This window comes from Bradyrhizobium sp. CCBAU 11357 (assembly GCF_028128865.1).
In the GTDB taxonomy this organism is placed as follows: Bacteria; Pseudomonadota; Alphaproteobacteria; order Rhizobiales; family Xanthobacteraceae; genus Bradyrhizobium.
In genome coordinates, this window is sequence record NZ_LBJW01000095.1 from 38707 (window position 1) to 60119 (window position 21413).

20 protein-coding genes and 1 pseudogene are annotated in these 21413 nt (G+C 64.5%); 10 read left to right on the forward strand and 11 right to left on the reverse strand.

Annotated features, from left to right (window positions below; genetic code table 11):
- The first annotated feature begins 187 nt into the window (after window positions 1-187).
- Window positions 188-1360, forward strand: a complete 1173-nt coding sequence (locus XI05_RS14330) for an ABC transporter substrate-binding protein (RefSeq protein WP_172786161.1) — start codon at window positions 188-190, stop codon at window positions 1358-1360.
- Window positions 1361-1519: 159 nt separating this feature from the next.
- On the opposite strand, the gene XI05_RS14335 is transcribed toward XI05_RS14330, so the two are convergent.
- The 10 genes from XI05_RS14335 to XI05_RS14380 form a co-directional block, all read right to left on the reverse strand.
- A complete protein-coding gene (locus tag XI05_RS14335) occupies window positions 1520-3391 on the reverse strand; it encodes a bifunctional sugar phosphate isomerase/epimerase/4-hydroxyphenylpyruvate dioxygenase family protein (protein WP_271502540.1) in 1872 nt (623 codons plus the stop codon).
- Window positions 3388-4446 carry a Gfo/Idh/MocA family protein gene (locus tag XI05_RS14340; RefSeq protein ID WP_271502542.1) on the reverse strand — a complete coding sequence of 353 codons (1059 nt, stop codon included), beginning with the start codon at window positions 4444-4446 and terminating at the stop codon, window positions 3388-3390. Before XI05_RS14340 ends, XI05_RS14335 begins: the two co-directional genes overlap by 4 nt.
- Window positions 4443-5180: an ABC transporter ATP-binding protein gene (locus XI05_RS14345; RefSeq protein WP_271502544.1), complete on the reverse strand. Its 738-nt coding sequence runs from the start codon at window positions 5178-5180 to the stop codon at window positions 4443-4445. The genes XI05_RS14340 and XI05_RS14345 overlap by 4 nt, the downstream gene beginning before the upstream one ends.
- A gap of 113 nt (window positions 5181-5293) precedes the next feature.
- Window positions 5294-6037 (reverse strand): ABC transporter ATP-binding protein, encoded by a 744-nt coding sequence (locus XI05_RS14350; protein WP_271502546.1) that lies wholly within the window; start codon window positions 6035-6037, stop codon window positions 5294-5296.
- A complete protein-coding gene (locus XI05_RS14355; protein ID WP_260381239.1) occupies window positions 6034-7032 on the reverse strand; it encodes a branched-chain amino acid ABC transporter permease in 999 nt (332 codons plus the stop codon). Before XI05_RS14355 ends, XI05_RS14350 begins: the two co-directional genes overlap by 4 nt.
- Window positions 7029-7904 (reverse strand): branched-chain amino acid ABC transporter permease, encoded by an 876-nt coding sequence (locus XI05_RS14360; protein WP_271502548.1) that lies wholly within the window; start codon window positions 7902-7904, stop codon window positions 7029-7031. Before XI05_RS14360 ends, XI05_RS14355 begins: the two co-directional genes overlap by 4 nt.
- Window positions 7905-7982: 78 nt before the next feature.
- Window positions 7983-9113: an ABC transporter substrate-binding protein gene (locus XI05_RS14365; RefSeq protein ID WP_271502549.1), complete on the reverse strand. Its 1131-nt coding sequence runs from the start codon at window positions 9111-9113 to the stop codon at window positions 7983-7985.
- A 56-nt stretch (window positions 9114-9169) separates the two neighbouring features.
- On the reverse strand, window positions 9170-10045 hold the full coding sequence (locus XI05_RS14370) for a shikimate dehydrogenase (protein ID WP_271502550.1): 876 nt from the start codon (window positions 10043-10045) through the stop codon (window positions 9170-9172).
- A gap of 132 nt (window positions 10046-10177) precedes the next feature.
- Window positions 10178-11116 carry a LysR family transcriptional regulator gene (locus XI05_RS14375; protein ID WP_271502552.1) on the reverse strand — a complete coding sequence of 313 codons (939 nt, stop codon included), beginning with the start codon at window positions 11114-11116 and terminating at the stop codon, window positions 10178-10180.
- Between the two features lie 438 nt (window positions 11117-11554).
- Window positions 11555-11731, reverse strand: coding sequence for a hypothetical protein (locus XI05_RS14380; RefSeq protein WP_172786151.1), 177 nt, complete (start codon window positions 11729-11731; stop codon window positions 11555-11557).
- Between the two features lie 165 nt (window positions 11732-11896).
- Between XI05_RS14380 and XI05_RS14385 the strand changes: the two genes are divergently transcribed.
- The 9 genes and pseudogenes from XI05_RS14385 (at window position 11897) to XI05_RS14425 (ending at window position 20750) form a co-directional block, all read left to right on the forward strand.
- A complete protein-coding gene (locus tag XI05_RS14385; protein ID WP_271502554.1) occupies window positions 11897-12625 on the forward strand; it encodes a helix-turn-helix transcriptional regulator in 729 nt (242 codons plus the stop codon).
- Between the two features lie 85 nt (window positions 12626-12710).
- Entirely contained in the window at window positions 12711-13370 is a 660-nt protein-coding gene (locus XI05_RS14390) for an acyl-homoserine-lactone synthase (protein WP_271502555.1), read from the forward strand.
- 1 nt (window position 13371) lies between these two features.
- Window positions 13372-13590 (forward strand): hypothetical protein, encoded by a 219-nt coding sequence (locus XI05_RS14395; protein ID WP_271502556.1) that lies wholly within the window; start codon window positions 13372-13374, stop codon window positions 13588-13590.
- 390 nt (window positions 13591-13980) lie between these two features.
- The gene (locus XI05_RS14400; protein ID WP_018644491.1) at window positions 13981-14898 is read left to right on the forward strand and encodes a branched-chain amino acid ABC transporter permease; all 918 of its coding nucleotides are present in this window, start codon (window positions 13981-13983) and stop codon (window positions 14896-14898) included.
- Window positions 14895-15839 carry a branched-chain amino acid ABC transporter permease gene (locus XI05_RS14405; RefSeq protein WP_271502557.1) on the forward strand — a complete coding sequence of 315 codons (945 nt, stop codon included), beginning with the start codon at window positions 14895-14897 and terminating at the stop codon, window positions 15837-15839. Before XI05_RS14400 ends, XI05_RS14405 begins: the two co-directional genes overlap by 4 nt.
- The gene (locus tag XI05_RS14410; protein WP_212256023.1) at window positions 15832-16599 is read left to right on the forward strand and encodes an ABC transporter ATP-binding protein; all 768 of its coding nucleotides are present in this window, start codon (window positions 15832-15834) and stop codon (window positions 16597-16599) included. The genes XI05_RS14405 and XI05_RS14410 overlap by 8 nt, the downstream gene beginning before the upstream one ends.
- Entirely contained in the window at window positions 16592-17305 is a 714-nt protein-coding gene (locus XI05_RS14415) for an ABC transporter ATP-binding protein (protein WP_271502558.1), read from the forward strand. Before XI05_RS14410 ends, XI05_RS14415 begins: the two co-directional genes overlap by 8 nt.
- 134 nt (window positions 17306-17439) lie before the next feature.
- Window positions 17440-18315, forward strand: a complete 876-nt coding sequence (locus XI05_RS14420; protein WP_271502559.1) for a helix-turn-helix transcriptional regulator — start codon at window positions 17440-17442, stop codon at window positions 18313-18315.
- A gap of 185 nt (window positions 18316-18500) precedes the next feature.
- A pseudogene (locus XI05_RS14425) lies at window positions 18501-20750 on the forward strand (TonB-dependent siderophore receptor).
- A 20-nt stretch (window positions 20751-20770) separates the two neighbouring features.
- Here the strand turns inward: XI05_RS14425 and XI05_RS14430 are convergent.
- A complete protein-coding gene (locus XI05_RS14430; RefSeq protein ID WP_271502672.1) occupies window positions 20771-21103 on the reverse strand; it encodes a hypothetical protein in 333 nt (110 codons plus the stop codon).
- Window positions 21104-21413 lie beyond the last annotated feature (310 nt).

Below are 21413 nucleotides of genomic sequence, written 5' to 3' on the forward strand. Positions count from 1 at the left end.
AAAAGCGCCGCAGCCTCCGTCCAAGTGAGTAGAATTATATTTCTTGCCATCTCCGATCGGGGCGAAATATGGTGCAAAGGCAGGCGCTGAGCCATTGGCGGCGCGACAGATTTTGCGTTTCAATAGAGACAGGCCTGGAGCGGCGATCACCCCGCTTCCGGGACCGATAATAAGGAGGGGAGTTGTTATGAGGACGGCATTCTGGCTGGCGGGCGCAGCGGCGCTGGTGCTGGCAGGCCCGGCATCCGCCGGCGACACCATCAAGATCGGTTTCGTCTCGACCTTCAGCGGCCCGACCGCCGTGATCGGCAACGACATGCGCAATTCCTTCGAGCTCGCGCTCGATCATCTCGGCCGCAAGATGGACGGCAAGCCGGTCGAGGTGATCTACGAGGACGACGGCCAGAAGCCCGACGTCGGCAAGCAGAAGACCGAGAAGCTGGTGCAATCCGACAAGGTCGATTTCATCGTCGGCTACATCTGGTCGAACGTGCTGCTGGCCTCGCTCAAGACCGTAGTGGACTCGCAAACCTTCCTGATCTCGGCCAATGCCGGTCCGTCGCAGCTCGCGGGCGAGCTATGCTCGCCTTACGTGTTCTCGACCTCCTGGCAGAACGACCAGACGCCGCAGGCGGTCGGTACCTATATGAACCAGAAGGGCGTCAAATCGGTGTTCCTGATCGGCCCGAACTACGCCGCCGGCAAGGACATGCTGGCCGGCGTCAAGAGCACCTTCAAGGGGCAGGTCGTGGGTGAGGAATACACGGTGTGGCCGAGCCAGCTCGACTTCTCCGCCGAGCTCTCCAAGGCGCGTGCCTCCGGCGCCGAGTCGATCTTCGTGTTCTATCCAGGTGCTGCGGGCGTGCAATTCCTGAACCAATATGCGCAGGCCGGGCTGAAGAGCACGATGCCGCTCTATACCGCCTTCACCATCGACGAGCTCTCGCTGCCGCTCCAGAAGGAGAACGCGCTCGGGGTGCCCGGCGCGCAGCAATGGGTCAACGACCTCCCCAACGAGCAGAACAAGCGCTTCGTCGCCGACTACCGCAAGAAGTATCCCGGCTTGCGGCCGACCTTCTACGGCGCGCAGTCCTACGACGCCGCGAACCTGATCAACAGCGCCGTCGTCGCCGTGAAGGGCGACACCAGCAAGAAGGACGCCATGAAGGCCGAAATGGAGAAGGCCAACTTCAAATCGGTGCGCGGCGCGTTCAAGTTCGGCAACAACCACATTCCGATCCAGAACTTCTACCTGCAAGACGTGGTCAAGGATTCCGAAGGCCAGCTCGCCCTGAAGACCGTCGCCACCATCGTCGAGAACGACCAGGATCGTTTCCACGACAAGTGCAAGATGAAGTGAGGTTTTGCCTCTCCCTCTCCTCGCAAGCGGGGAGAGGGCCTCCTAGCTATCTCCTCCGTCATTGCGAGCGCAGCGAAGCAATCCAGAATTTTTCCGCGGAGAGATTCTGGATTGCTTCGTCGCAAGAGCTCCTCGCAATGACGGCGTGGAGAGAGTGTCCTACACCCTTGGCATGCTTGCCGGGCGCACCTCGCGCGCCTGCGCTGCGAGCCTGATGCCGGCGTTGGCCGCACCAAAGCCCTGATAATCCCTGCGTTCGACGATCTCGAAAAAGAACCGCTCGTCGAAGATGTGGGTGTAGACCTGGAAGAACTCGCCGTCGCCCTCGCGGTCGTAGAGGATGTGGTTGGCGCGCAGCTGCGCCATCAGTTCGGGCGAAAGATCGTATTTGGCTTCGATGTCGTCGTAGTAATTGTCGGGGATGTCCAGGAAGCCCGCGCCGCGCTGGCGCATCGCGGCGACGGTCGCAAAAATATCCCGACACGCGAAGGCGACATGCTGCACGCCCGAGCCGAAGAACTCCGAGATGAAGCGCGCCGGCAGGGTGCGGTTGGCGGAGGAGCCGTTGAGCACGAAGCGCAAGCTCTGGTCGGCGTTGATGACGGCCTGGCTCTGCACGAGGCCTCGGGGGTCGGCGATCTCCATCTGCGGCAGGCGCTTCAGGTCGAGGATGCCGGTGTAGAACAACAGCCAGGACAGCATCTCGTCATAGGGCATCGACTGCGCGATGTGGTCGACGGCGAGCAGCGCATCGGCGCTTGCATCGCTTGCAACCGGCTCGAAATCGGTGTCCCAGTTCTTGCCGGCCTGGTCGAGAAAATAGAGCAGGCTGCCGCCGACGCCGTGGATCGCGGGGATCTCAAGCTCGCCCGGCCCGACCGGCTGATAGAAGGTGCGCGCCTTCAGCGTCTCGGCGCGCTGCATGGCGCGGCCGGCATCGTCGACGTCGAGCGCGATGGCACAGACGCCGGGCCCGTGGGTGACATAGTGCGAATGCGCAAAGCCGTCGGTCTCGCAATTGACGACGAGCTCGACCTTGCCCTGCGACCAGCGCTCCACCGCCTTGCTGCGGTGCTGGCCGCTCTTGCGGAAGCCGAGCTGTGAGAACAGGCGGGCAAGCTCGCCGGCCTTGCTCTCGTTGACGGCAAACTCGATGAAGCCGGTGCCGCGGCTCTTCGCCTTCGGGGCCAGCGGCTTGCCGGCAAATTTCGGCCAATCCGGTGCGAGCTGGTCCTCCAGCAGGATCAGCGAGCGCAGGCCGTCCACCGCGGTCTGTGCGGCCGAGCCGGCGCGGAACTGGTCGTTGAAGATCTCCAGCGACAGCGGCCCGGCATAGCCGGTCGCCGCGATCGCCGCCATGAACTCGCCGACCGGCAGGTCGCCCTGGCCGGGAAAGGAGCGGAAGTGCCGGCTCCACGACAGGATGTCGAGCTCGAGCCTCGGCGCGTCGGCAAGCTGCACCAGAAAGATCTTGTCGCCGGGGATCGAGGCCATGGCGCGGGTCGGAAAGCTAGGTGCCAGCGCGTGGAAGCTGTCGAGGATGACGCCGATCGCGGGATGATCGGCGCGGCGCACGATCTCCCAGGCGTCGCGATAATCGTTGACGTGGCGGCCCCAGGCCAGCGCCTCGTAGCCGACGCGCAAGCCGCGTCTGGCGGCGCGCTCGCCGAGCTCGCGAAAATCGTCAGCAGCGCGGTCGATGCCGCCGAGCGAGGCGGGCGAGACGTTGGAGCAGATCAGCAAGAGATCGGTGCCGAGCTCCTGCATCAGATCGAACTTGCGCTCCGCGCGGGCGAAGTTGCGCGCGCGCTGCGGCTCCGGCATGCCCTCGAAATCGCGGAAGGGCTGGAACGCACAGATCTCGAGATCGAGGTCCGCGCACATCTTCGCGATGTCGCGCGGGCCGGCGCCGAATGACAGCAGATCGTTCTCGAAGATCTCGACCGCATCGAAGCCGGCGGCGGCGATGGCGCGGAGCTTTTCGTCGAGCGCGCCAGAGAGCGAGACGGTGGCGATCGAGCGCTTGTTCATGCGGCCTGCTCCAGGATCTGCCCCGGCGACATTGTTTGCCCGGTGAGCGCGGCCTCGCTGACGGCTTCGACGACGGCGAGCGTTCCCATCGCATCCTCGACCGAGATCAGCGGCTGCTCGCGGCCGGCGATCACGGCGCAGAAATGCCGGAGCTGCTCGACCAGCGGATCGAACCCGGGCGGCGCGATGGTCGCGCGCGACAGCGGCGCGTACCAGCCGGGCTGCTGCGCGTAGGACCACAGCTCCATGTTCGGCACGGAGAGCGAACCCGCGGTCCCTGCGAAGATGTAGCAGGGCTGGTCTTGCTTGGGATAATCCCGGTTCTCGCCCGAGGAGAGCTCCCAGCTCCACGGTGCCGGCGTCGCGTCCGACACGGTCACCGTTCCCAGCGCGCCGTTCGCGAAGCGCAGCAGCAGCGCGGCGGTGTCCTCGACGGGGAAGCCGCGCACCTTGTTCGAGGTCAGAGCCTGCACCTCGACGATCTCGCCGCAGATGAAGCGGAGATTGTCGATGTCGTGAATGAGATTGAGCAGCAGCGGCCCGCCGCCCGCTTCGCGCCGCCAGGCGACCTCGAAGTAATCGTGGGGCTTCTTGAGGAGCCACAGCCCGACCACGGCCGTAAGCTGGCCGAGCTTTCCGTTCGTCACGGCCTCGCGGGCCGACTTGATGATCGGATTATGCCGGCGGTGATGGCCGACCAGCATCGGCACGCCGGTGCGTCTCACCGCTGCGCACAGGCGCTGCGCGGTGGCAACCGTCTCGGTCACCGGCTTCTCGATCAAAGCCGGCACGCCGGCTTCGGCGCAGTCGAGCGCCATCGGCAAGTGCAGCGTGTTGGGCGAGGCGATGATGAGGCCGTCGGGCTTCGCTTGTCCGAGCAGCGCACGATGATCGGGATAGCAGGGCACGTTGTGCGCCAGGGCCAAATCCGCCGCGGCGGGCGAGGGGTCGGCGATGCCGGCGAGCTCGCAGTCCTTTGATGCCGCGATCACCTCGATATGGCGACGGCCGATCAGGCCGGCGCCGGCCACGGCGATCCGCATTTTCGCGCTCATGCTGCACTCTCCTCCATGGCGCCACCGAGGAAGAGCTGCCCGATGCGCGGATCATTCAAAATGCGCTTGGCGTCGTCGACCATGCGGGTCTGGCCAAGCTCGAGCACGATGCCGATGTCGGAGATCTCCAGCGCCGAGCGTGCGTTCTGCTCGATCATCAGGAGGGTGACGCCGCGGTCGCGCAAGCTCTTGAGGATGTCGAAGGTCTGCTGCACCATCAGCGGTGACAGGCCGATCGAAGGCTCGTCGACCAGCACCAGCTTCGGCTCGAGCAGCAGGGAGCGGGCGATCTCGAGCTGCTTCTGCTCGCCGCCCGAGAGCGTCGAGGCCTGCTGCGCGGACTTGCGCCGCAATGCCGGAAACAGGTCGAGCGCCGCCTCGATCCGCTTGGGCAGGTCGAGGCCCTTGTCGGCGGCGACGCCGCCGAGCTCGATGTTGTGGCGCACCGAAAGCTCGGGAAAGATGTTGCGGCCCTGCGGCACGTAGCAGATGCCGGCATTGAGCAGCGCGCGCTGGCTTAAGTTCGTCACATCGCGGCCGGCGAAGCTGATCTTGCCCTCACGGAGCTTGAGCAGGCCGAAGATCGCCTTGAACACGGTCGACTTGCCGGCGCCGTTCGGGCCAATGATCGTCGTGATCGTGGCTGAAGGAACGGCAAACGTCGTGCCGTTCAAGATCGTCATCTTGCCGTAGCCGCCGACGAGATTGTGGACCGAGAGAATCGGGTCGCTCATCGCTCGCTCCCTACAGCATGATCCGGAAAAGTGCGCAGCGGTTTTCCGACAAGATCATGCTCAAACAATAAAACCAAAGCGCGATGACAATTCATTCCAATCTCCATCGCGCTTTAGTGTCCGAGATAGGCTTCGATCACGGCGGAGTTCTTGCGGACCTCGTCGGGCCGGCCCATCGCCAGCACCTTGCCTTCCGCCATCACCATCACGCGCGAGCACAGCGACATCACGAACTCCATATTGTGCTCGATCACGACGAAGGTGGCGTTCTTCTCGCGGTTGATCGCCACCAGGCGCTCCCTAAGGTCCGCCAGCATCGATGGGTTGACGCCGCCGGCGGGCTCGTCGAGCAGCACCAGGCGCGGTCCGCCCATGAAGGCCATGGCGGCATCGAGCAGCTTTTGCTGACCGTAGGAGAGACCACCGGCTTGCTCGTCGGCGAGATGGTCGAGCTTGAAGAAGCCGATCATCTGGTTGGCGGCCTCGGTCAGCCCGGCATCGGAGCGGCCGATCAGGCGCGAGGCCATGTTGCCCTGGTGCTCCTGTCCGGCGAGGATCAGGTTCTCGCGCACCGAGAGCTTTGGGAACACCTGCAACAGCTGGAAGGTGCGGCTGACCCCGAGCTTGTTGAGCTCGGAGGGGCGCAGGCCCGTGACGACCTGTCCATCGAGCTTGACCTCACCGCCTGTCGGCGTGAGCTGGCCGAGGATGCAGTTGAACAGCGTGGACTTGCCGCAGCCGTTCGGCCCGATCAGGCCGAGGATTTCGCCCTCGCGCACGTCGAACGAGACCCCGTTGACGGCGTGAATGCCGCCAAAGCTCTTCTTGATGTCGGTGACTTCGAGGACCGCGCTCATTGCACCGTCTCCAGGCGCGACTTTGCGACGGCGCGCAGCGCGGAGGCCGCCTTGGTGCGGCGTTCGGCGAGATAGCGGTCGAGGATTCCGAGAATGCCCGTGGGCGACCAGATCAGCAGCAGCATCACGGCGACGGCGTAGAGCATCAGATAATAGCCTTCCGTGAAGCGCAGCCATTCCGGCAGCAGCACCGCGATCATCGCGCCGAGGAACGGACCGAAATAGAAGCCGGCGCCGCCGACGATCACCATCAGCAGGAGGTCGAGCGAGAGCGACAGGTTGAAAGGCACCGGATCGATATATTGCGTCAGCGGCGCATAGAGCGCGCCGGCGACGCCGCCGAGCGCCGAGCCGATCGCGAACGCCATCAGCGTGTAGCGGCGAGTGTCGACGCCGAGCGATTGCGCGCGCAAGGGATTTTCCCGCAGCGCCATGAAGGCGCGGCCCCAGGGCGAGCGGATCAGCCACCACACCGCCAGCGAGACGATCGCGAGCGAGCCGAGGCAGACATAGTAGAACGGCAGCGGCTTGTTGGTCGCGATGCCGAAGATGTGCGGGCGCGGGATGTTGGAGATGCCGTAGATGCCGCCGGTGAGCCAGCTCTCGTTGCGGAACACCAGGAAGGCCAGGGTGGAGAAGGCCAGGGTGACGAAGGCGAGATAGTGGTGCTGCACGCGCAGCGCGGGATAGCCGAGCACCCAGCCGATCGCAAAGCTCAAGCCGATCGCGACCAGGATCGCCGCCGGCAGCGGCCAGCCATGTGTGGTCATGATCGCGGCCGCATAGGCGCCGATGCCGACGAAGGCGCCTTGGGCCAGCGAGACCTGGCCGGCATAGCCGAGCGTGAGATTGAGCCCCATCGCCGCGATACTCATCACCGCCCATTGGCTCAGGATGAACAGGCCGTAGCGGTTGAAGTTCATGGGGACGATGATCAGCGCGGCGATGATTGCAAGGCCGAGCGCGATCTTCAGAGGTTTGGCGAAGCCGCTCATACGGTGCGCTCCTCGGCACGGCCGAGCAAGCCCTGCGGCCGGAACAGGATGACGGCGATCAGGAAGATCATCGGCACGGCGGCGCGGTACTGCGTCGAGACATAGGCCGCCGCGAGATTGTCGAGCACGCCGATCAAGAGGCCGCCGACGATCGCGCCGCGCACCTGGTTGAAGCCGCCGACGATCGCGGCGATGAAGGCGGCCTGGCCCAGCACCTCGCCGGACGAGAATTTTGCGAGGTAGATCGGCGTGATCAGCAGCGAGGCCAGCGCCACCAGGAAGGCGTTGATCAGGAAGGTCAGCAGGATCATGCGCTCGACCGGAACGCCGATGATTCGCGCCACCGTCGGGTTCTGCGCCGCGGCCTGCATCTGGTGGCCGAGCGAGGTGCGGTTCAGCAGCGTGGTCAGGCCGAGAACGGCGAGGATGGCGACCGTGAGCACGCCGATGCTCTGCAGCGACACGGCATGGCCGAGGATGGAGACGTCGCCGGTCGGCACGATCGAGGGGAACGGCGAAGCCTCCGCGCTGAAGAATTGCTTGACGGCCTCCTTGATGCCGATCGCGAGCGCCATGGTCGCAATCGCGAGCGGCAGCACGCCGTGGCGCATCATCGGGTCCACCAGCAGCAGCTTGAAGGCAAGGCCGAGCAGGATCATCGACAAGAGGATGCCGAGGATGATCGCGAGCCAGAACGGCGCGCCGACATGCATCGCCGCCAGCATCAGGAACGCCGGCAGCATCACGAACTCGCCTTGCGCGAAATTGATGGTCTGCGAGGTCTGCCACAGCAGCGTGAAGCCGACCGCAACCAGCGCGTAGATCGCGCCGGTGGCGAGTCCCGCGACCAGAAGATCGAATAGGCTGGACATGTTCCCCTCTCGTGTCCCTATCCCCGCTCCACCATCTCCCTCTCCCCGCGACGAGCGGGGAGGGAGAACGGCCACGCCTCACTTCACCTTGGGCAGCACCTGCTTCACCACCTGCTTGCCCTCGACCACCTCGACCAGGAAGCTCTGGCGGTCGATGTCGCCGGTGTCGCTGAAGGTGACGTCCATCAGGATGCCCGGCTCGTCCGCGGCCTTGATGGTGAGGCCGTGCAGCGTGTCGGCGAACTTCTTCGGGTCGACCTTGCCCATCTTTTCGGTGGTGGCCTTCACCATGTAGACGGCGAGATAGCCCTTCAGGCCGTTATGATCAGGGACGTAATTGTACTTCTTGGAGAACTTCTCGCGGAACGCCTTGATCAGGTCGACCGGCGCGTCGGTGGTGAGGCCGACATGGCCGCGCGCGCCGTTGGCGGCATCGCCGGCGAGCTCGATCACCTTCTGGCCAATCAGCGTGGTCTCGCCCATCAGCGGCGCGGTGACGCCCTGGCGCTTCAGCTCCTTCAGGATGCGCGCGCTCTCTTCTTCATTCAGGTAGACGAACACGGCATCGGGATTGGCGGCCTTGATCTTGCCGACGTCGGCGGCGAAGTCGGCCTGACCCGCCTCGGTGGAGAGATCGGCGACGACCTTGGAGCCGAGCCGGTCGAGCTCCTTGATCATCACGTCGCGCCCGCCGCGGCCGAAGTCGTTGTTGACCCAGACCACCGCGACGGTCTTGGCCTTCATCTCGTCGTGGATGTACTTTGCGACCTTCGGCATCGAGGATTGCTGGCCGAACGACGTGCGGAACAGGAACTTGTTGCCGGCTTGCGTCAGCTCGGCGGCTTCGCCGCCCATGATCTGCGCGATGCCGGCTTCGGCCGCGAGCGGCGCGGTCACCTTCACCGACCCGGAATAGCCGGGTCCGAGCAGAACATAGGGCTCGGCGTCGAGCGCCTTCTGCACCTGGGCGCGCGCCACCCCCGGGTTGGACTGCGAGTCGGCATGGCTGACCTCGAGCTTGCGGCCGAGCACGCCGCCCTTGGCGTTGATCTCCTCGATCGCGAGATCGATGCCGTTCTTCCAGTTCGTGCCCACGGTGGCGCCGCCGCCCGAGAGCTCCGCGACATTGGCGAGCTTGATCGCTTGGCCAAAGGCGCCCGTTGCAGTGATGACGGTGAGCAATGCGCCCACCACTAGCGTTGATTTCATCGTCCTCTCCTCCCGTTTCAAATCTTGCAAGCGGCCTTGTATCCGGCCGCTTCGCCTCAAGCTGCCTGATAGGCCGCGCTGCGCGCAGCCATCACGGCGTCAAAAGCCTCTCCCATGATCTCGGTCGATGGGGCAAGGCCTGTGAACAGTTCGAAGGCGTCGGCGGCCTGGTAAATCGCGAGCTCGCGGCCGGTCATGATCCGGGCGCCTTTCTCTCGCGCTGCGGCCAGCAGCGGCGTGATCAACGGCGAATAGACGGCGTCGGCGACCCAAAGGTCCGCTCTGAGCAGTCCCACCGGCACCGGCGTGTCACGGTTCGGCAGCATGCCGACCGGGGTGCCGTTGACGAGACCGGTCGCGCCCTCGAGCGCGTCCTCGACGCTGGCGGCGACGCGGGCGCCGCGCGAGGCGAGCAGGGCGACCAGTTTCTCGGCGCGCGCCGGCTCGCTGTCGAGAATGCGGATGTCGGCTACTTTCAGGCTCGCCAGCGCAAACGCGATGGCCTTACCGACGCCGCCGGCGCCGATCACGGCGACGGCGTTGCCGGACGACGCCAGCAACGGCATCACCGCCCGCGCAAAACCCGTGGTGTCGGTGTTGTGACCGGTCAGCCGGCCATCCCTGACGACGACGGTGTTGACCGCGCCCATGCTGGCCGCGCCTGGCGCCAGTGCGTCGAGCAGCGGCACGACCGCTTCCTTGTAGGGGTAGGTGACATTGACGCCGGCAAAGCCGAGCCGCCGGACGCCCTCCAGCATCATGCGCAGCCCGGCCGCATCGGCGCCGGCGACCTCGATGAGCTGGTAATGGCCGCGCAGGCCGAGTGCCTCGGCGGCGCGCTCGTGCATGGCGGGAGACGCGGAATGCGCGATCGGCGCGCCGATCAGGCCGGTGAGGAGCTTCTTGCTAGCGGCGTATCCGCGTTTCGACATGGTTCGCGATCGTTTCGTTGGGAGCATCCGGCCCCGGCCATTAGCGGGGAAATCCGTGCAATTCCAGCTGCGACGATAGCCTTTCCCGCGCCTAACACAATTACCCTTTTGTCCTGCAAACCTAACATCATGTTACTTCTTTCGTCCGCGGGCCGGGGCGGCCTTGCCACTGCCGCCGGACGGCTCGACCGCGCGCATCTCGGTGCGCAGCGCCTCGATGAAGTATTCGGCGTGCAGCGACAGCGGCGTGCCGCGCTTGACCGCGACATAGGTGTCGAACCGCGTCGGCTCGGCGATCTTCAAGAGCTCGATGCCGGGATAGCCGCCATGGGCCACCGTGAACTGGTCGATGATGGCGATGCCGAGCCCCGCCTTCACCAGCGCGCAGACGGTGGTGCCGAAGCGCGCGCGGATGGTGATGTTGTAGTCGAGCCGATGGCGCGCGAAGATCCCGGCCATGATGCGGCCATAGGGATCGTTGGGATCGATGCCGATCAGCGGATAGCGGGTGATCTCGGCGGCCGAGACCTGCTTGCGGCCGGAGAGCTCGTGACCCGGCGGCACGATGCAATAGAGCTCGCCCGAGGCGAGCGGCAGGAAGTCGAGCCCGGAATGATCGAGCCGATAGCTCATCGCCACGCACTCGCCGCGGCCGAGCATCAGGTAGTCGATGGCTTCCTCGAGCTTGAGGATGTTGATGTCGATGCCGAGATCGGGATAGCGGCGGCGGACGCGCTCGATCGCGCGCGGCACCATCACCTGCGAGATGCTCGGTACCGAGCCGATGCGCAATTCCGACAGGCCGCCGCGCCCGATCTTGGAGATGATCTCGGAGAGGTCGTCGACCTTCTTGTAGACGCCGTTGATCTGCTCGAAGATGTTCTCGGCTTCCGGCGTCGGGAAGTAGCGCCCGTTCTGGCGCTGGAAGAAGCGGATGCCGAGCGAGCGCTCGGTGTATTTGACGAGGCGGCTGATCCCCGGCGCCGAGACGTTGAGCAGCTTCGCCGCGCCGCCAATGGTGCCCGTCACCATCACGGCACGGATCACTTCGACCTGGCGCAGCGTCATCATGGCCTAGAAATGTCCCTGGCATCGACAAGAGATCGTGGCGGCGATCATCTCACGAGAGATGCGATGTCATCCAGCGGCAAGTGTGTGTCGATGTGGACGGAGCCGCGCTGCTTTACCCTCCCCTGGAGGGGTCCTGGAGGGGGAGGGTCGATCGCGCGAAGCGCGAGCGGGGTGGGGTGATCTCTCCACTCGGGCACTGTTCGTCGCGGAGGGACCGTCACCCCACCCCGTCTCACATTTCGCGGCGCTCAATATGAGACGACCCACGGGCGAGCTACGCTCGTCCCGGACCCCTCCAGGGGAGGGTAAGAGCCCAGCAGGCTCGTTGCGGATGATGACGAAGCAACTTCGCTCCAGGTGTTCGACTAAAATCCGCGCGTTCAGATGGAGAGGCGTTCTCGTGGCGCGATCTGTTGCTTCGCCTGTTGCAACGGCACTCTAGCTCGCCGGCCCTTCCGGCAACACGCTCCCGGCCAGCTCCGCGCGCTCGCTCTGCAGCACCTCGCGCGCAAACTCGATGATCTTCTGCTTGTTTGCGGTTTCGCGGACGGCAAAAAACACGCGGTTCAATTCCAGGCCGAGCACGCTGTTGAGGGCGATGTCCTCGTCTTCCATCGTTGGTTTCCCGCTTCGACGCCTTCAGGTGTATCGTGGCGTCAATTCTGCCACAAGTAGTTTAAATCTTCAGAGCGGATGAGCACCGGGAAACTACGGCCATAGCGAATTGAGGCAGTCTGCGAATACGTGCTATACGGGAGCGGCGAGGTCAGGAAACTTACGATGTCCGCCGTTGATTATGGCCGGGAGGCGCTCGATTTCATCGAAGGGCTCGCAGCCCATACCAAGGTTTCGGACGCCATGGACGCGCTTGCAACCGCGTTCGGTCGCTACGGTTTCGAACATATCATCGTGACGGGCTTGCCGAATCCCGAGCAGCGCTTTTCCCAGATGGTGCTTGCCAAGAAGTGGCCGGCGGAGTGGTTCAGCCTCTATACCGAAAAGAGCTACGACCGGGTCGATCCCGTGGTCCGCAAATGCCGGCAGACGGTGAACCCTTTCGAATGGTCCGAAGCGCCGTACGATCCGGAGCTGGAGCCCGGCGCGGTCGAGGTGATGCGGCGCGCAGCCGATTTTCGCATGTCGCGCGGCTTCGTCGTGCCGATCCACGGCTTGACTGGCTATGAGGCCGGCGTCTCGCTCGGCGGCGTCCACCTCGATCTCAATGCGCGCAGCAAGCCGGCGCTGCACCTGATCGGGATGTACGGCTTCGATCACATCCGCCGTTTGCTGGAGCCGGTGCCGTATCCGTCAACGCGTCTTACCCCCCGCGAGCGCGAGGTGATCGCCTGGGCCTCGCAAGGCAAGTCTGCCTGGGAAATCGGCGAGATCCTGCACATCACGCAACGCACCGCCGAAGAGCATCTTGCAACTGCTGCGCGCAAGCTCGGCGCCGTCAACCGGACGCATGCGGTCGCCATCGCGATCCGCCACAGAATCATCACTCCCTGAAATCTTCGCCTACTGGGAAATTTCCCAATAGTCGATTTTGCCTTTTTCGCTGAGGCTTCCCTCATTTCAAGCCATGGGGGACTTCATGATTCATGTGATTTCTTGCGTCAATCGGCACCTGTACGAGGACGTTCTCGAACAGCATTTCCGAATTCGTCACGAGATTTTCGTCGAGGAGCGGAAATGGGAGGCGCTTCGCAAGCCCGATGGCCGCGAGATCGACACCTACGACAACGAGGACGCGGTCTACCTTCTGGCTCTCGAAAACCGCCGGGTGCTCGGCGGCTCCCGCATGTATCCGACCACCCGGCCGACGATGATGAGCGAGGTTTTCCCGCATCTCGCCGCGGTGCGCGGTTGCCCTGCGGACCCGCTGGTCTGGGAGTGGTCGCGCTTCTTCGTCACGCGCGAGCGCCGCGATGGCGCGTTCAATTTACAATTGATGGCGGCCGCGCAGGAATTCTGTCTCGATCAGGGCATCGAACGGCTCTGCCTCGTCATGGAGACGTGGTGGTTGCCGCGGTTCCACGACATCGGATTCGTCGTGACGCCGCTGGGATTGCCGGCGCTGGTGGAAAATTCCTGGACCATGGCGGCGACCATCGAGATGCGCCAGGAGTCGCTCGATGTCGTGCGCGACCGTATTGGGATGACGAGCATCGTCCAGCAGGCCGGTCCGCGGATCGACTGCATCGCCCGTGCCAACCTCCGCGGTCATGCTGCCGCGCAACGAAAGAGCGCCTGAAATGTCGAACGTGATGCGGGACAGCCAGATCATGGCGCAAATCCTGGACGAGGATCTCGGCTACATGTCCGACATGGCGCTCGAGCTGGCGCAGATGGCGGAAGACACCGGATTGACGACGCTCGCCTACCTGTTTCGGATGGCAGCCCTGGAGGCATCGACGGCCAACAGCGTTCTTGCCGAGCCGGACGAACTCCCCCGGCAGATGACGTCGCACTAGGCGCAACATGATCGCACCCTCTCATCGCCAGCCGGTGAGAGGGTGATGTCATTTGAGTGCGGCAGGTTGCCTCATGGCGGGCCGCAGCCTTGTTGCATTGCAAGGCGCATGTCGGCGCCCCTTTGCTGCACGAAGAAGCGCCGGATGCCTAAAATCCCCTATTGCTCCGAATTGTTTTAAGCCTAAAATGTTTTTGAGATCGTGCTGCCGGGTGCAATCCGCATGTGCCGAGATGCAACAAAGTGCATGTCTGGTGTCGAATCGCTCTTGCCTAGGAACGATACTGCCATTACCCATTTTTCGGCCTTGAAGAGGCAGGGGGAGCTCTTTCACTGATGGCGACTGTGTTCGAACATCGGCGCAACGTTGCGCGCGCTTGAAAGAGTCTTGATGCTGCTCGTCGTCGAACAATTCTTGAATGGGCTGCAGTTCGGCCTGCTGTTGTTCCTGCTCGCCGCCGGCCTGACGCTGGTGTTCGGGATCATGGATCTCGTCAACCTCGCGCACGGCTCGCTCTACATGATGGGCGCCTATTTCGCCGCGACCTTCGCGGCGTGGACCGGCAGCTTCCTGCTCGGCGCGCTGATGGCGCTGGGGGCCACGCTCGTGCTCGGCATCGTGCTGGAGGTGACGGCGCTGCGGCATCTCTACGGCCGCGACCATCTCGACCACGTGCTCGCGACCTTCGGCCTGATCCTGTTCTTCAATGAAGCCGTGCGGCTGATCTGGGGCCCGGCGGGCCTGGCGTTGCCGCTGCCGGCCTGGCTCACCGTGCCGGTGCCGATCCTGCCCGGCATTCATTATCCCGCTTATCGCCTCGCCATCATCGCGGTGGCGCTGCTTGTCGCGCTCCTGCTCTATCTTGGCGTGATGCGCACCCGCATCGGCATGCTGATCCGCGCCGGCGCCTCCAACCGCGAGATGATCGGTGCGCTCGGCATCAACATCAAGCTGCTCTACACGCTGGTGTTCGGCCTGGGGGCCGCGCTCGCGGGCCTCGCCGGCCTGATGCAGGCGCCGATCCTGACCGTGCAGATCGGCATGGGCGAGAACATCCTGATCCTCGCCTTCGTCATCATCGTGATCGGCGGCATCGGCTCGATTCGTGGCGCGTTCCTCGCCGCGATCTTCGTCGGCATGATCGACACGCTCGGCCGCGCCTTCCTGCCGAACCTGCTCCGCCAGGTGCTGAGCGGCGCCGCCGCGTCCACCGCCGCACCCGCGCTGTCCTCCATGCTGATCTATCTCCTGATGGCGATCGTGCTGGTGGTGCGGCCGGAGGGGCTGTTTCCGGCCAACCGTCGATGAAGAACCTGAGCGTGAGCAAGGCCGTCACGGCCCTGATGCTGGCGGGCCTCGTGCTGCTGCCGCTCTATTCGCAGCTGTCCGGCAACATCTTCATCCTGACGCTGTTCACCCGCATCATCATCCTGGCGCTGGCGGCCGCGAGCCTCAACCTGATCATGGGGTTTGGCGGCATGATGAGCTTCGGCCATGCCGCCTATCTCGGCATCGGCGGCTACGCCGTCGGCATGCTCGCGCAGGAAGGCGTAGGTTCCGGCTTCATCCAGTTTCCGGTCGCGCTCGCCGCGTCTGCGATCTATGCGCTCGTGATCGGCGCGCTCTCGCTTCGCACCCGCGGCGTCTACTTCATCATGATCACGCTGGCCTTCGCCCAGATGGCCTATTACGTCGCCTCGGGGCTGGCGCGTTACGGCGGCGACGACGGCCTCACCATCTACAATCGCAGCGACTTCTCAGGCCTCATCAATCTCGGCAATCGCGTGCAGTTCTACTATCTCTGCCTCGCCTGCCTGTTCGGCGTCGTCTTCCTGATCTGGCGCATCGTCAATTCGCGCTTCGGCCTCGTGGTGCAGGGCCTGCGCTCCAACGAGCAGCGCATGCAGGCGATCGGCTTCCCGGCCAAGCGCTACCAGCTGGTCTGCTTCGTCATATCGGGTACCATGTGTGGCTTGGCCGGCGCGCTGCTCGCCAATAACACCGATTTCGTCAGCCCGGCCGTGATGTACTGGACCCGCTCCGGCGACCTCATGGTGATGGTGATCCTCGGCGGTATGGGCACGTTGTTCGGCCCGATCATGGGTGCGGTGGTGTTCCTGCTGCTGGAGGAGTTCCTGTCGCAGATCACCGAATATTGGGCGCTGATCATGGGGCCGCTGCTGCTGCTCATCGTGCTGTTCGGCCGCGGCGGCATCATGGGCGTGCTCGGGAGGGCTGGCCGTGGCTGAACCCTTGCTCCGCGTCGAAAAGCTGGTGCGCCGCTTCGGCGGCATCATCGCGACCGACAACGTCTCGCTCGACGTCGCATCCGGCGAGCTGCACGCCATCATCGGCCCGAACGGCGCCGGTAAGACTACGCTGATCAGCCAGCTCACCGGACATCTCGCGCCGCATTCCGGCAGCGTCTCGCTGGCGGGACGGGACATTACCGACTTGCCGGCCTATCGCCGCTGCGCGCTCGGTCTTGCGCGTTCGTTCCAGATCACCTCGCTGCTGCTCGACTTCACCGCCGCCGACAACGTCGCGCTAGCGGCGCAGGCGCATGCCGGCACCTCGTTTCGCTTCTTCGCCAACGCGCGCAAGGAGCGACCCTTGCGCGATGCCGCACACGCCGCGCTCGACCGCGTCGGTCTCGGCCATCGGGCAGATGTCGTGGTGAACAGGCTCAGCCATGGCGAGCGTCGCGAGCTCGAGCTTGCCGTTGCGCTCGCCAGCAAGCCGAAGCTGCTGCTGCTGGACGAGCCGATGGCCGGCCTCGGTGTCACCGAATCCCAGCGCATGGTGAAGCTGCTGCAGGAGCTGCGGAAGGAGGTCTCGATCGTGCTGGTCGAGCACGACATGCCGGCGGTGTTCGCGCTCGCCGACCGCATCTCGGTGCTGGTCTATGGCCGCGTCATCGCCTCCGGCGATCCGGCCGCGATCCGGGCCAACGAAGACGTCAAGCGCGCCTATCTCGGCGATCAGCACGTGGTGACACATCATGGCTGACACGCTGCTCGACGTCGACGGCATCGAGACCTGTTACGGCCTGTCCCAGGTGCTGTTCGGCCTGTCGCTGTCGATCAAGCCGGGCGAGATGGTCTCGCTGATGGGCCGCAACGGCATGGGCAAGACCACGACCATCCGCTCCATCATGGGCCTGACGCCGGCACGCGCAGGCAGCATCCGTTTCGCGGGCGCTGAGGTGCGGCAGCTTCCGTCCTACAAAATCGCCAAGCTCGGCGTCGGTCTCGTTCCCGAGGGACGCCAGATCTTCCCGAACCTCACCGTGCGCGAAAACCTGGTCGCGGCTGCGGCCGATCGCTTCAACAGCGATAATCCCTGGACGCTCGCGGCCATCTACGTGCTGTTCCCGCGCCTGGCCGAGCGTGCGTCCAACATGGGCAACCAGCTCTCCGGCGGCGAGCAGCAGATGCTCGCAATCGGCCGCGCGCTGATGACGAATCCCAAACTCCTGATCCTGGACGAAGCGACCGAGGGTCTCGCGCCGCTGATCCGCGAAGAAATCTGGAACTGCCTGTCGTTGCTCAAGAGCCGGGGCCAGTCGATCCTGGTCGTCGACAAGAACGTCGATCATCTCGCCCGCATCTGCGATCGCCACTACATCATCGAGCGCGGCAAGACGGTGTGGAGCGGCACCTCCGACGAGCTGATGGCCGCGCCGGACCTGCAGCACAAATATCTGGGAATCTGACGCGTTCGTTGCCTTCGCCGGCGCAACGCAAGCTTCCTTCGAGCAAATCCAATTTCGAAATCCTCCAAACTGCGCGCTGAGCTCTTGAGCGCGCCGCCGTCAGCCGTCAAAGAAGGCGCGGCGTTGTGGATTCGATGCGGGACTTTTACGAGCAAATTGTCGGGTTGCCTCAGGACGACATCGGTTCCGCACAGCGAGGGGCCGCCCAATGGCTGGATTATCCGGGCTGTGTGTTCGTCAAAGGTGAGTTTCGAGCAGACGCCGAGGGGCCTGCAATCGCGGCGCCGGGCCTGTTCATCTCGGTGGGGTTCGATGAAGCCGACACTGGCCGCGGCACTCTGACGCGCTCAATCGGCGAGAGGCGGATGGGCGTGATGGCCGTGCGGGAGTCCCTCGCCGTGAAACGCTCGGTGCGGTGTGGGGAGCGGCCCGCCATCGGCCTCGCCTTGCCCGAAGCTTCCATCGATCAGCTCGGACTCGGCGCCGCGTTTCGGGCGCTGTTCAAGGACGAAGGATCTGGTGCGGTCATCGTCTCGCGGCCCGCATCAGCGCGGGTGCGGGCGGTCGCGGCGGAAATGTTCTCGCCGCCGGTCGCCGGAAACGCGGCGCGATTGTTGTTGTCGGCGCATGCCGCCGAGATCGTCGTCCATGTCTTGTTCGGTGAGTGCGGCCGGATCGCGGTTGATCCGGCAACAGATCTCCAGCGCATTCGGCTGCAATCGGTCAAGGAGCGGATGGACGCCGACCTTGCCTATCCCTGGAGCATCGACGAGCTGGCGCGCAACGCAGGCCTGAGCCGGCGATCTTTCAATCAGAAATTCCAGATCGCCTATGGCGAGAGCGCTATCGATTATCTGAGGGCCCGCCGGCTCGATACCGCACGAGCCCTTCTGATTCACCAGCGCTTGTCGGTCACCGAGGCGGCCTATCGGGTCGGCTATACCCATCCGGCAAACTTCGCGACGGCCTTTCGCAGGCGCTTCGGTCATTCGCCGAGCCGCTGCCAGTAACAGCAGCACGCGATGCGCGGCCTCAGGCCTCAGTCTTGAAAGCCTCCACGTGGAATCAAAGGCGATTTGCGCGGTCGCAAAGGCGGCGTGCGCCTCGATCTGGTTACTCCCGGGTTGTCCAAAGACGGAGCTTGGGGAAGACGATGAGGCGTGGCGACGGGCAAACGTTCGGTTGGGAACGGGTGATGAAGGCTGGTCTGGGTGTGGCCGGTCTGGGCGCGGTTTTGCAGTCGACGCCGACCCTTGCACAGGTCTCCGGGACCAATTCGGGATCAACGGCCGCGACATTGCCGCCCGTCACCGTGGAGGCGCCGAGCCAGGTGCGTCCGCGCGCCCCGTCTACCCAGCGCAATTCACCATCGCAGCGCGGCCGTGTCGCGGCGCAACGCGATGCCGCCTCCAGGCAAGCCGGAAGCCGGGATGCGCGCGAGGCGGGTGGCAGTCGCGCCACGACGTCAAGCGAGAACAGCTACGTCGCGAACAGCAGCTCCGCAGGCACCAAGACGAACACGCCCCTGCTGGAGACGCCGCAGTCGATCTCGGTCGTGACGCGCAAGGAGCTCAACGACCGCGCCGTGCAGACGCTGACGGAAGCAGTCGGCTATGAGCCGGGCGTGCGTATCGATGCCTCAGGCTACGATCCGCGCTTCGACGCCATCTCGATCCGCGGCTTCGACATCACCTATAACGGTATCTATCTCGACGGCCTGCGTCTCGTCGGCGCCGGCCTTGGCGTGTTCAAGACGGAGCCCTATGGCGTCGACAGCATCACCGTGGTCCGCGGCCCGAGCTCGGCGCTTTACGGCCTCGGCTCGCCGGGCGGACTGATCGATCTGCAAAGCAAGCTGCCGACCAGCCAGCCGTTCCACGAGGTGCAGACGCTGTTCGGCGACCGCGATCGCGTCCAGGGCAATTTCGATGTCTCGGGGCCGATCGATCCCAGCGGCCAATTCTCTTATCGGCTGACCGGCGTGGTGCGAGACGCCGACGTGTTCGTGCCGGGGGGCAAGGACAATCGCACCTATGTCGCTCCCGCCGTCACCTGGAGACCGGATCAATCGACAACCCTCACGCTTCTCGGCGCCTATCAGAAATCAAAGACGCCGGGCTCGATGTTCACCTATTCGGCGGGGACCGGCACCACCACGGATATCTTCACGGGCAGCCCGTCTTACAATTCGCTCGATCAGGAGCAGGGGCGGGTCGGCTATCTGTTCGAGCACGCGTTCAACAACGCCGTGACCGTTCGCCAGAAATTCCGCTACGTCGATCTCGATGCGGTCACGCGCTACGTCGGCTTTCTTGGTGTTCCCGTCGGCAATGTCGTGTCGCGTTATACCGGCTACGTCCACGACACGCTGCAATCGGCCATCATGGACAACCAGGTCGAGGCAAGGCTCTCTACCGGCCCCGTGCAGCACACGCTCCTGGTCGGCACCGACTATACGTCGTCGGGGTTCACCGACAAGCAGGGGTTCGGCTTCGGCGTGTCCGATCTCAATCTGGCTGCGCCGGTCTATGCGCCGGAATTCATTCCGGATCCCGCGATCTCGTCCTCCACGGCGCAGCGGCAAACCCAGTCCGGCATCTACATTCAGGATCAGGCCAAGCTCGACCACTGGATCCTGACGCTCAGCGGCCGCAGCGACTGGGTCCGCACCACGAGCGAGGACCTGTTCGCGCTGACAAGGCAGGCGCAGTCCGATCAGGCCTATAGCGGGCGGGCAGGACTGACCTATGTGTTCGATTCGGGTGTGGCGCCCTACGTCGCCTATTCGACGTCGTTCTTTCCCAATCTCGGCGTCGATCCGTCGGGCGCCTTCTTCAAGCCGACCACCGGCAAGCAGACCGAGATCGGCGTGAAGTATCAGCCGCTGGGGACGCGGAGCTTCATCACCGCCGCGGTGTTCGACCTGACCCAGGATGGCGGCCTGGTGACGACGGGCGCAGGCGTGACGATCCAGCGCGGCGAGATTCAAAGCCGCGGCTTCGAATTGCAGGGGCTTGCAAGCCTCGGCAATGGTTTCGATATCACCTCGTCCTACACCTATCTCGACATGGTCACCAAGTAGGCCGGCGACAGCGCGCTGGTCGGCAAGTTTCCGTCCGGCAATCCTCCGCACACCGTGACACTGTGGGGGAATTATGCCCTGCCGCTGGCTGGCCCCTTCGCGGGCCTGAGCGTCGGGGCCGGCGCGCGCTACATGTCTTGGAGCTATGGCGATGATCTGAACACGTTCAGAAACAGCTCGGTGACGCTGGTCGACGCGGCGCTGAAATACGATTTCGGCCAAGCGGCGAAGGAGCTGAAAGGACTTCAGTTCCAGGTCAACGCCAAGAACCTGTTCAATGTGCACTACACGACCTGTCAGGTCGGTTATTGCTACCGGGGTGCGCCGCTCACCGTCATCGCCACGCTCGGCTATCGCTGGTGAGCGTAGCCGCCGCCGGACGATTACCAATAGATCCCGTGACGGTGCAACTCGCGGACCACGCGGGCTTCGACGGACGGCTGCCGGCGTTTCGGCTTTGGCGTTTCGGTCGTCCTTGCCGCCGGCGTGGTGGTTGATTGCGCCGGAGCTGCGGCTGTCGGTGTCGTCGCGGCGGGCGCGGTCGGCGTCTGGACGTTTGCCGGTGAAGCTTGCGTCGCCTGCGGCGGCGTGGCGGCCGGCTGCTCGGTGGCCGGCTGGTTCGGATTGGCCGCCGCCAGGCTGAGGCTCCGCGAGCCTGCGGCGTGGGCCTGGCTTGCGAGCAGCGAGATCGCGGCGATCAGGATCAGCTTGCGCATGGAAATCCCCGTCATCTGGTCAATCGGCCTTACCTAATTCCCTTGAGCTCAACGCGCGAGACGGTGCACGCCGATCTCGACCAGGGTGGTCCGGCAGGACAGGCGATAGATCAGGCTGAAAAGCTGACTCCACATGACCGAACTCCGTTGTTGATCATTGGACGCCGTTCTACGCCGCCTGCCTTTCCGGCGTTTTTCGCCGGATGAGGAAAATGGCTTCGTCCCCGGACGGCGCGATGTCGTCGGAACATTCCGGAAGAAGTCGCCTCACGCCGGCGTGAAGCAGCGTGCCGATCAAGGCCTGACCGGA

Excerpts from the sequence above, each read along its gene's own strand:
- XI05_RS14330 (WP_172786161.1), top strand. The coding sequence starts at position 188 with ATGAGGACGGCATTCTGGCTGGCGGGCGCAGCGGCGCTGGTGCTGGCA.
- XI05_RS14335 (WP_271502540.1), bottom strand. The coding sequence starts at position 3,391 with ATGAACAAGCGCTCGATCGCCACCGTCTCGCTCTCTGGCGCGCTCGAC.
- XI05_RS14340 (WP_271502542.1), bottom strand. The coding sequence starts at position 4,446 with ATGAGCGCGAAAATGCGGATCGCCGTGGCCGGCGCCGGCCTGATCGGC.
- XI05_RS14345 (WP_271502544.1), bottom strand. The coding sequence starts at position 5,180 with ATGAGCGACCCGATTCTCTCGGTCCACAATCTCGTCGGCGGCTACGGC.
- XI05_RS14350 (WP_271502546.1), bottom strand. The coding sequence starts at position 6,037 with ATGAGCGCGGTCCTCGAAGTCACCGACATCAAGAAGAGCTTTGGCGGC.
- XI05_RS14355 (WP_260381239.1), bottom strand. The coding sequence starts at position 7,032 with ATGAGCGGCTTCGCCAAACCTCTGAAGATCGCGCTCGGCCTTGCAATC.
- XI05_RS14360 (WP_271502548.1), bottom strand. The coding sequence starts at position 7,904 with ATGTCCAGCCTATTCGATCTTCTGGTCGCGGGACTCGCCACCGGCGCG.
- XI05_RS14365 (WP_271502549.1), bottom strand. The coding sequence starts at position 9,113 with ATGAAATCAACGCTAGTGGTGGGCGCATTGCTCACCGTCATCACTGCA.
- XI05_RS14370 (WP_271502550.1), bottom strand. The coding sequence starts at position 10,045 with ATGTCGAAACGCGGATACGCCGCTAGCAAGAAGCTCCTCACCGGCCTG.
- XI05_RS14375 (WP_271502552.1), bottom strand. The coding sequence starts at position 11,116 with ATGATGACGCTGCGCCAGGTCGAAGTGATCCGTGCCGTGATGGTGACG.
- XI05_RS14380 (WP_172786151.1), bottom strand. The coding sequence starts at position 11,731 with ATGGAAGACGAGGACATCGCCCTCAACAGCGTGCTCGGCCTGGAATTG.
- XI05_RS14385 (WP_271502554.1), top strand. The coding sequence starts at position 11,897 with ATGTCCGCCGTTGATTATGGCCGGGAGGCGCTCGATTTCATCGAAGGG.
- XI05_RS14390 (WP_271502555.1), top strand. The coding sequence starts at position 12,711 with ATGATTCATGTGATTTCTTGCGTCAATCGGCACCTGTACGAGGACGTT.
- XI05_RS14395 (WP_271502556.1), top strand. The coding sequence starts at position 13,372 with ATGTCGAACGTGATGCGGGACAGCCAGATCATGGCGCAAATCCTGGAC.
- XI05_RS14400 (WP_018644491.1), top strand. The coding sequence starts at position 13,981 with ATGCTGCTCGTCGTCGAACAATTCTTGAATGGGCTGCAGTTCGGCCTG.
- XI05_RS14405 (WP_271502557.1), top strand. The coding sequence starts at position 14,895 with ATGAAGAACCTGAGCGTGAGCAAGGCCGTCACGGCCCTGATGCTGGCG.
- XI05_RS14415 (WP_271502558.1), top strand. The coding sequence starts at position 16,592 with ATGGCTGACACGCTGCTCGACGTCGACGGCATCGAGACCTGTTACGGC.
- XI05_RS14420 (WP_271502559.1), top strand. The coding sequence starts at position 17,440 with ATGCGGGACTTTTACGAGCAAATTGTCGGGTTGCCTCAGGACGACATC.
- XI05_RS14430 (WP_271502672.1), bottom strand. The coding sequence starts at position 21,103 with ATGCGCAAGCTGATCCTGATCGCCGCGATCTCGCTGCTCGCAAGCCAG.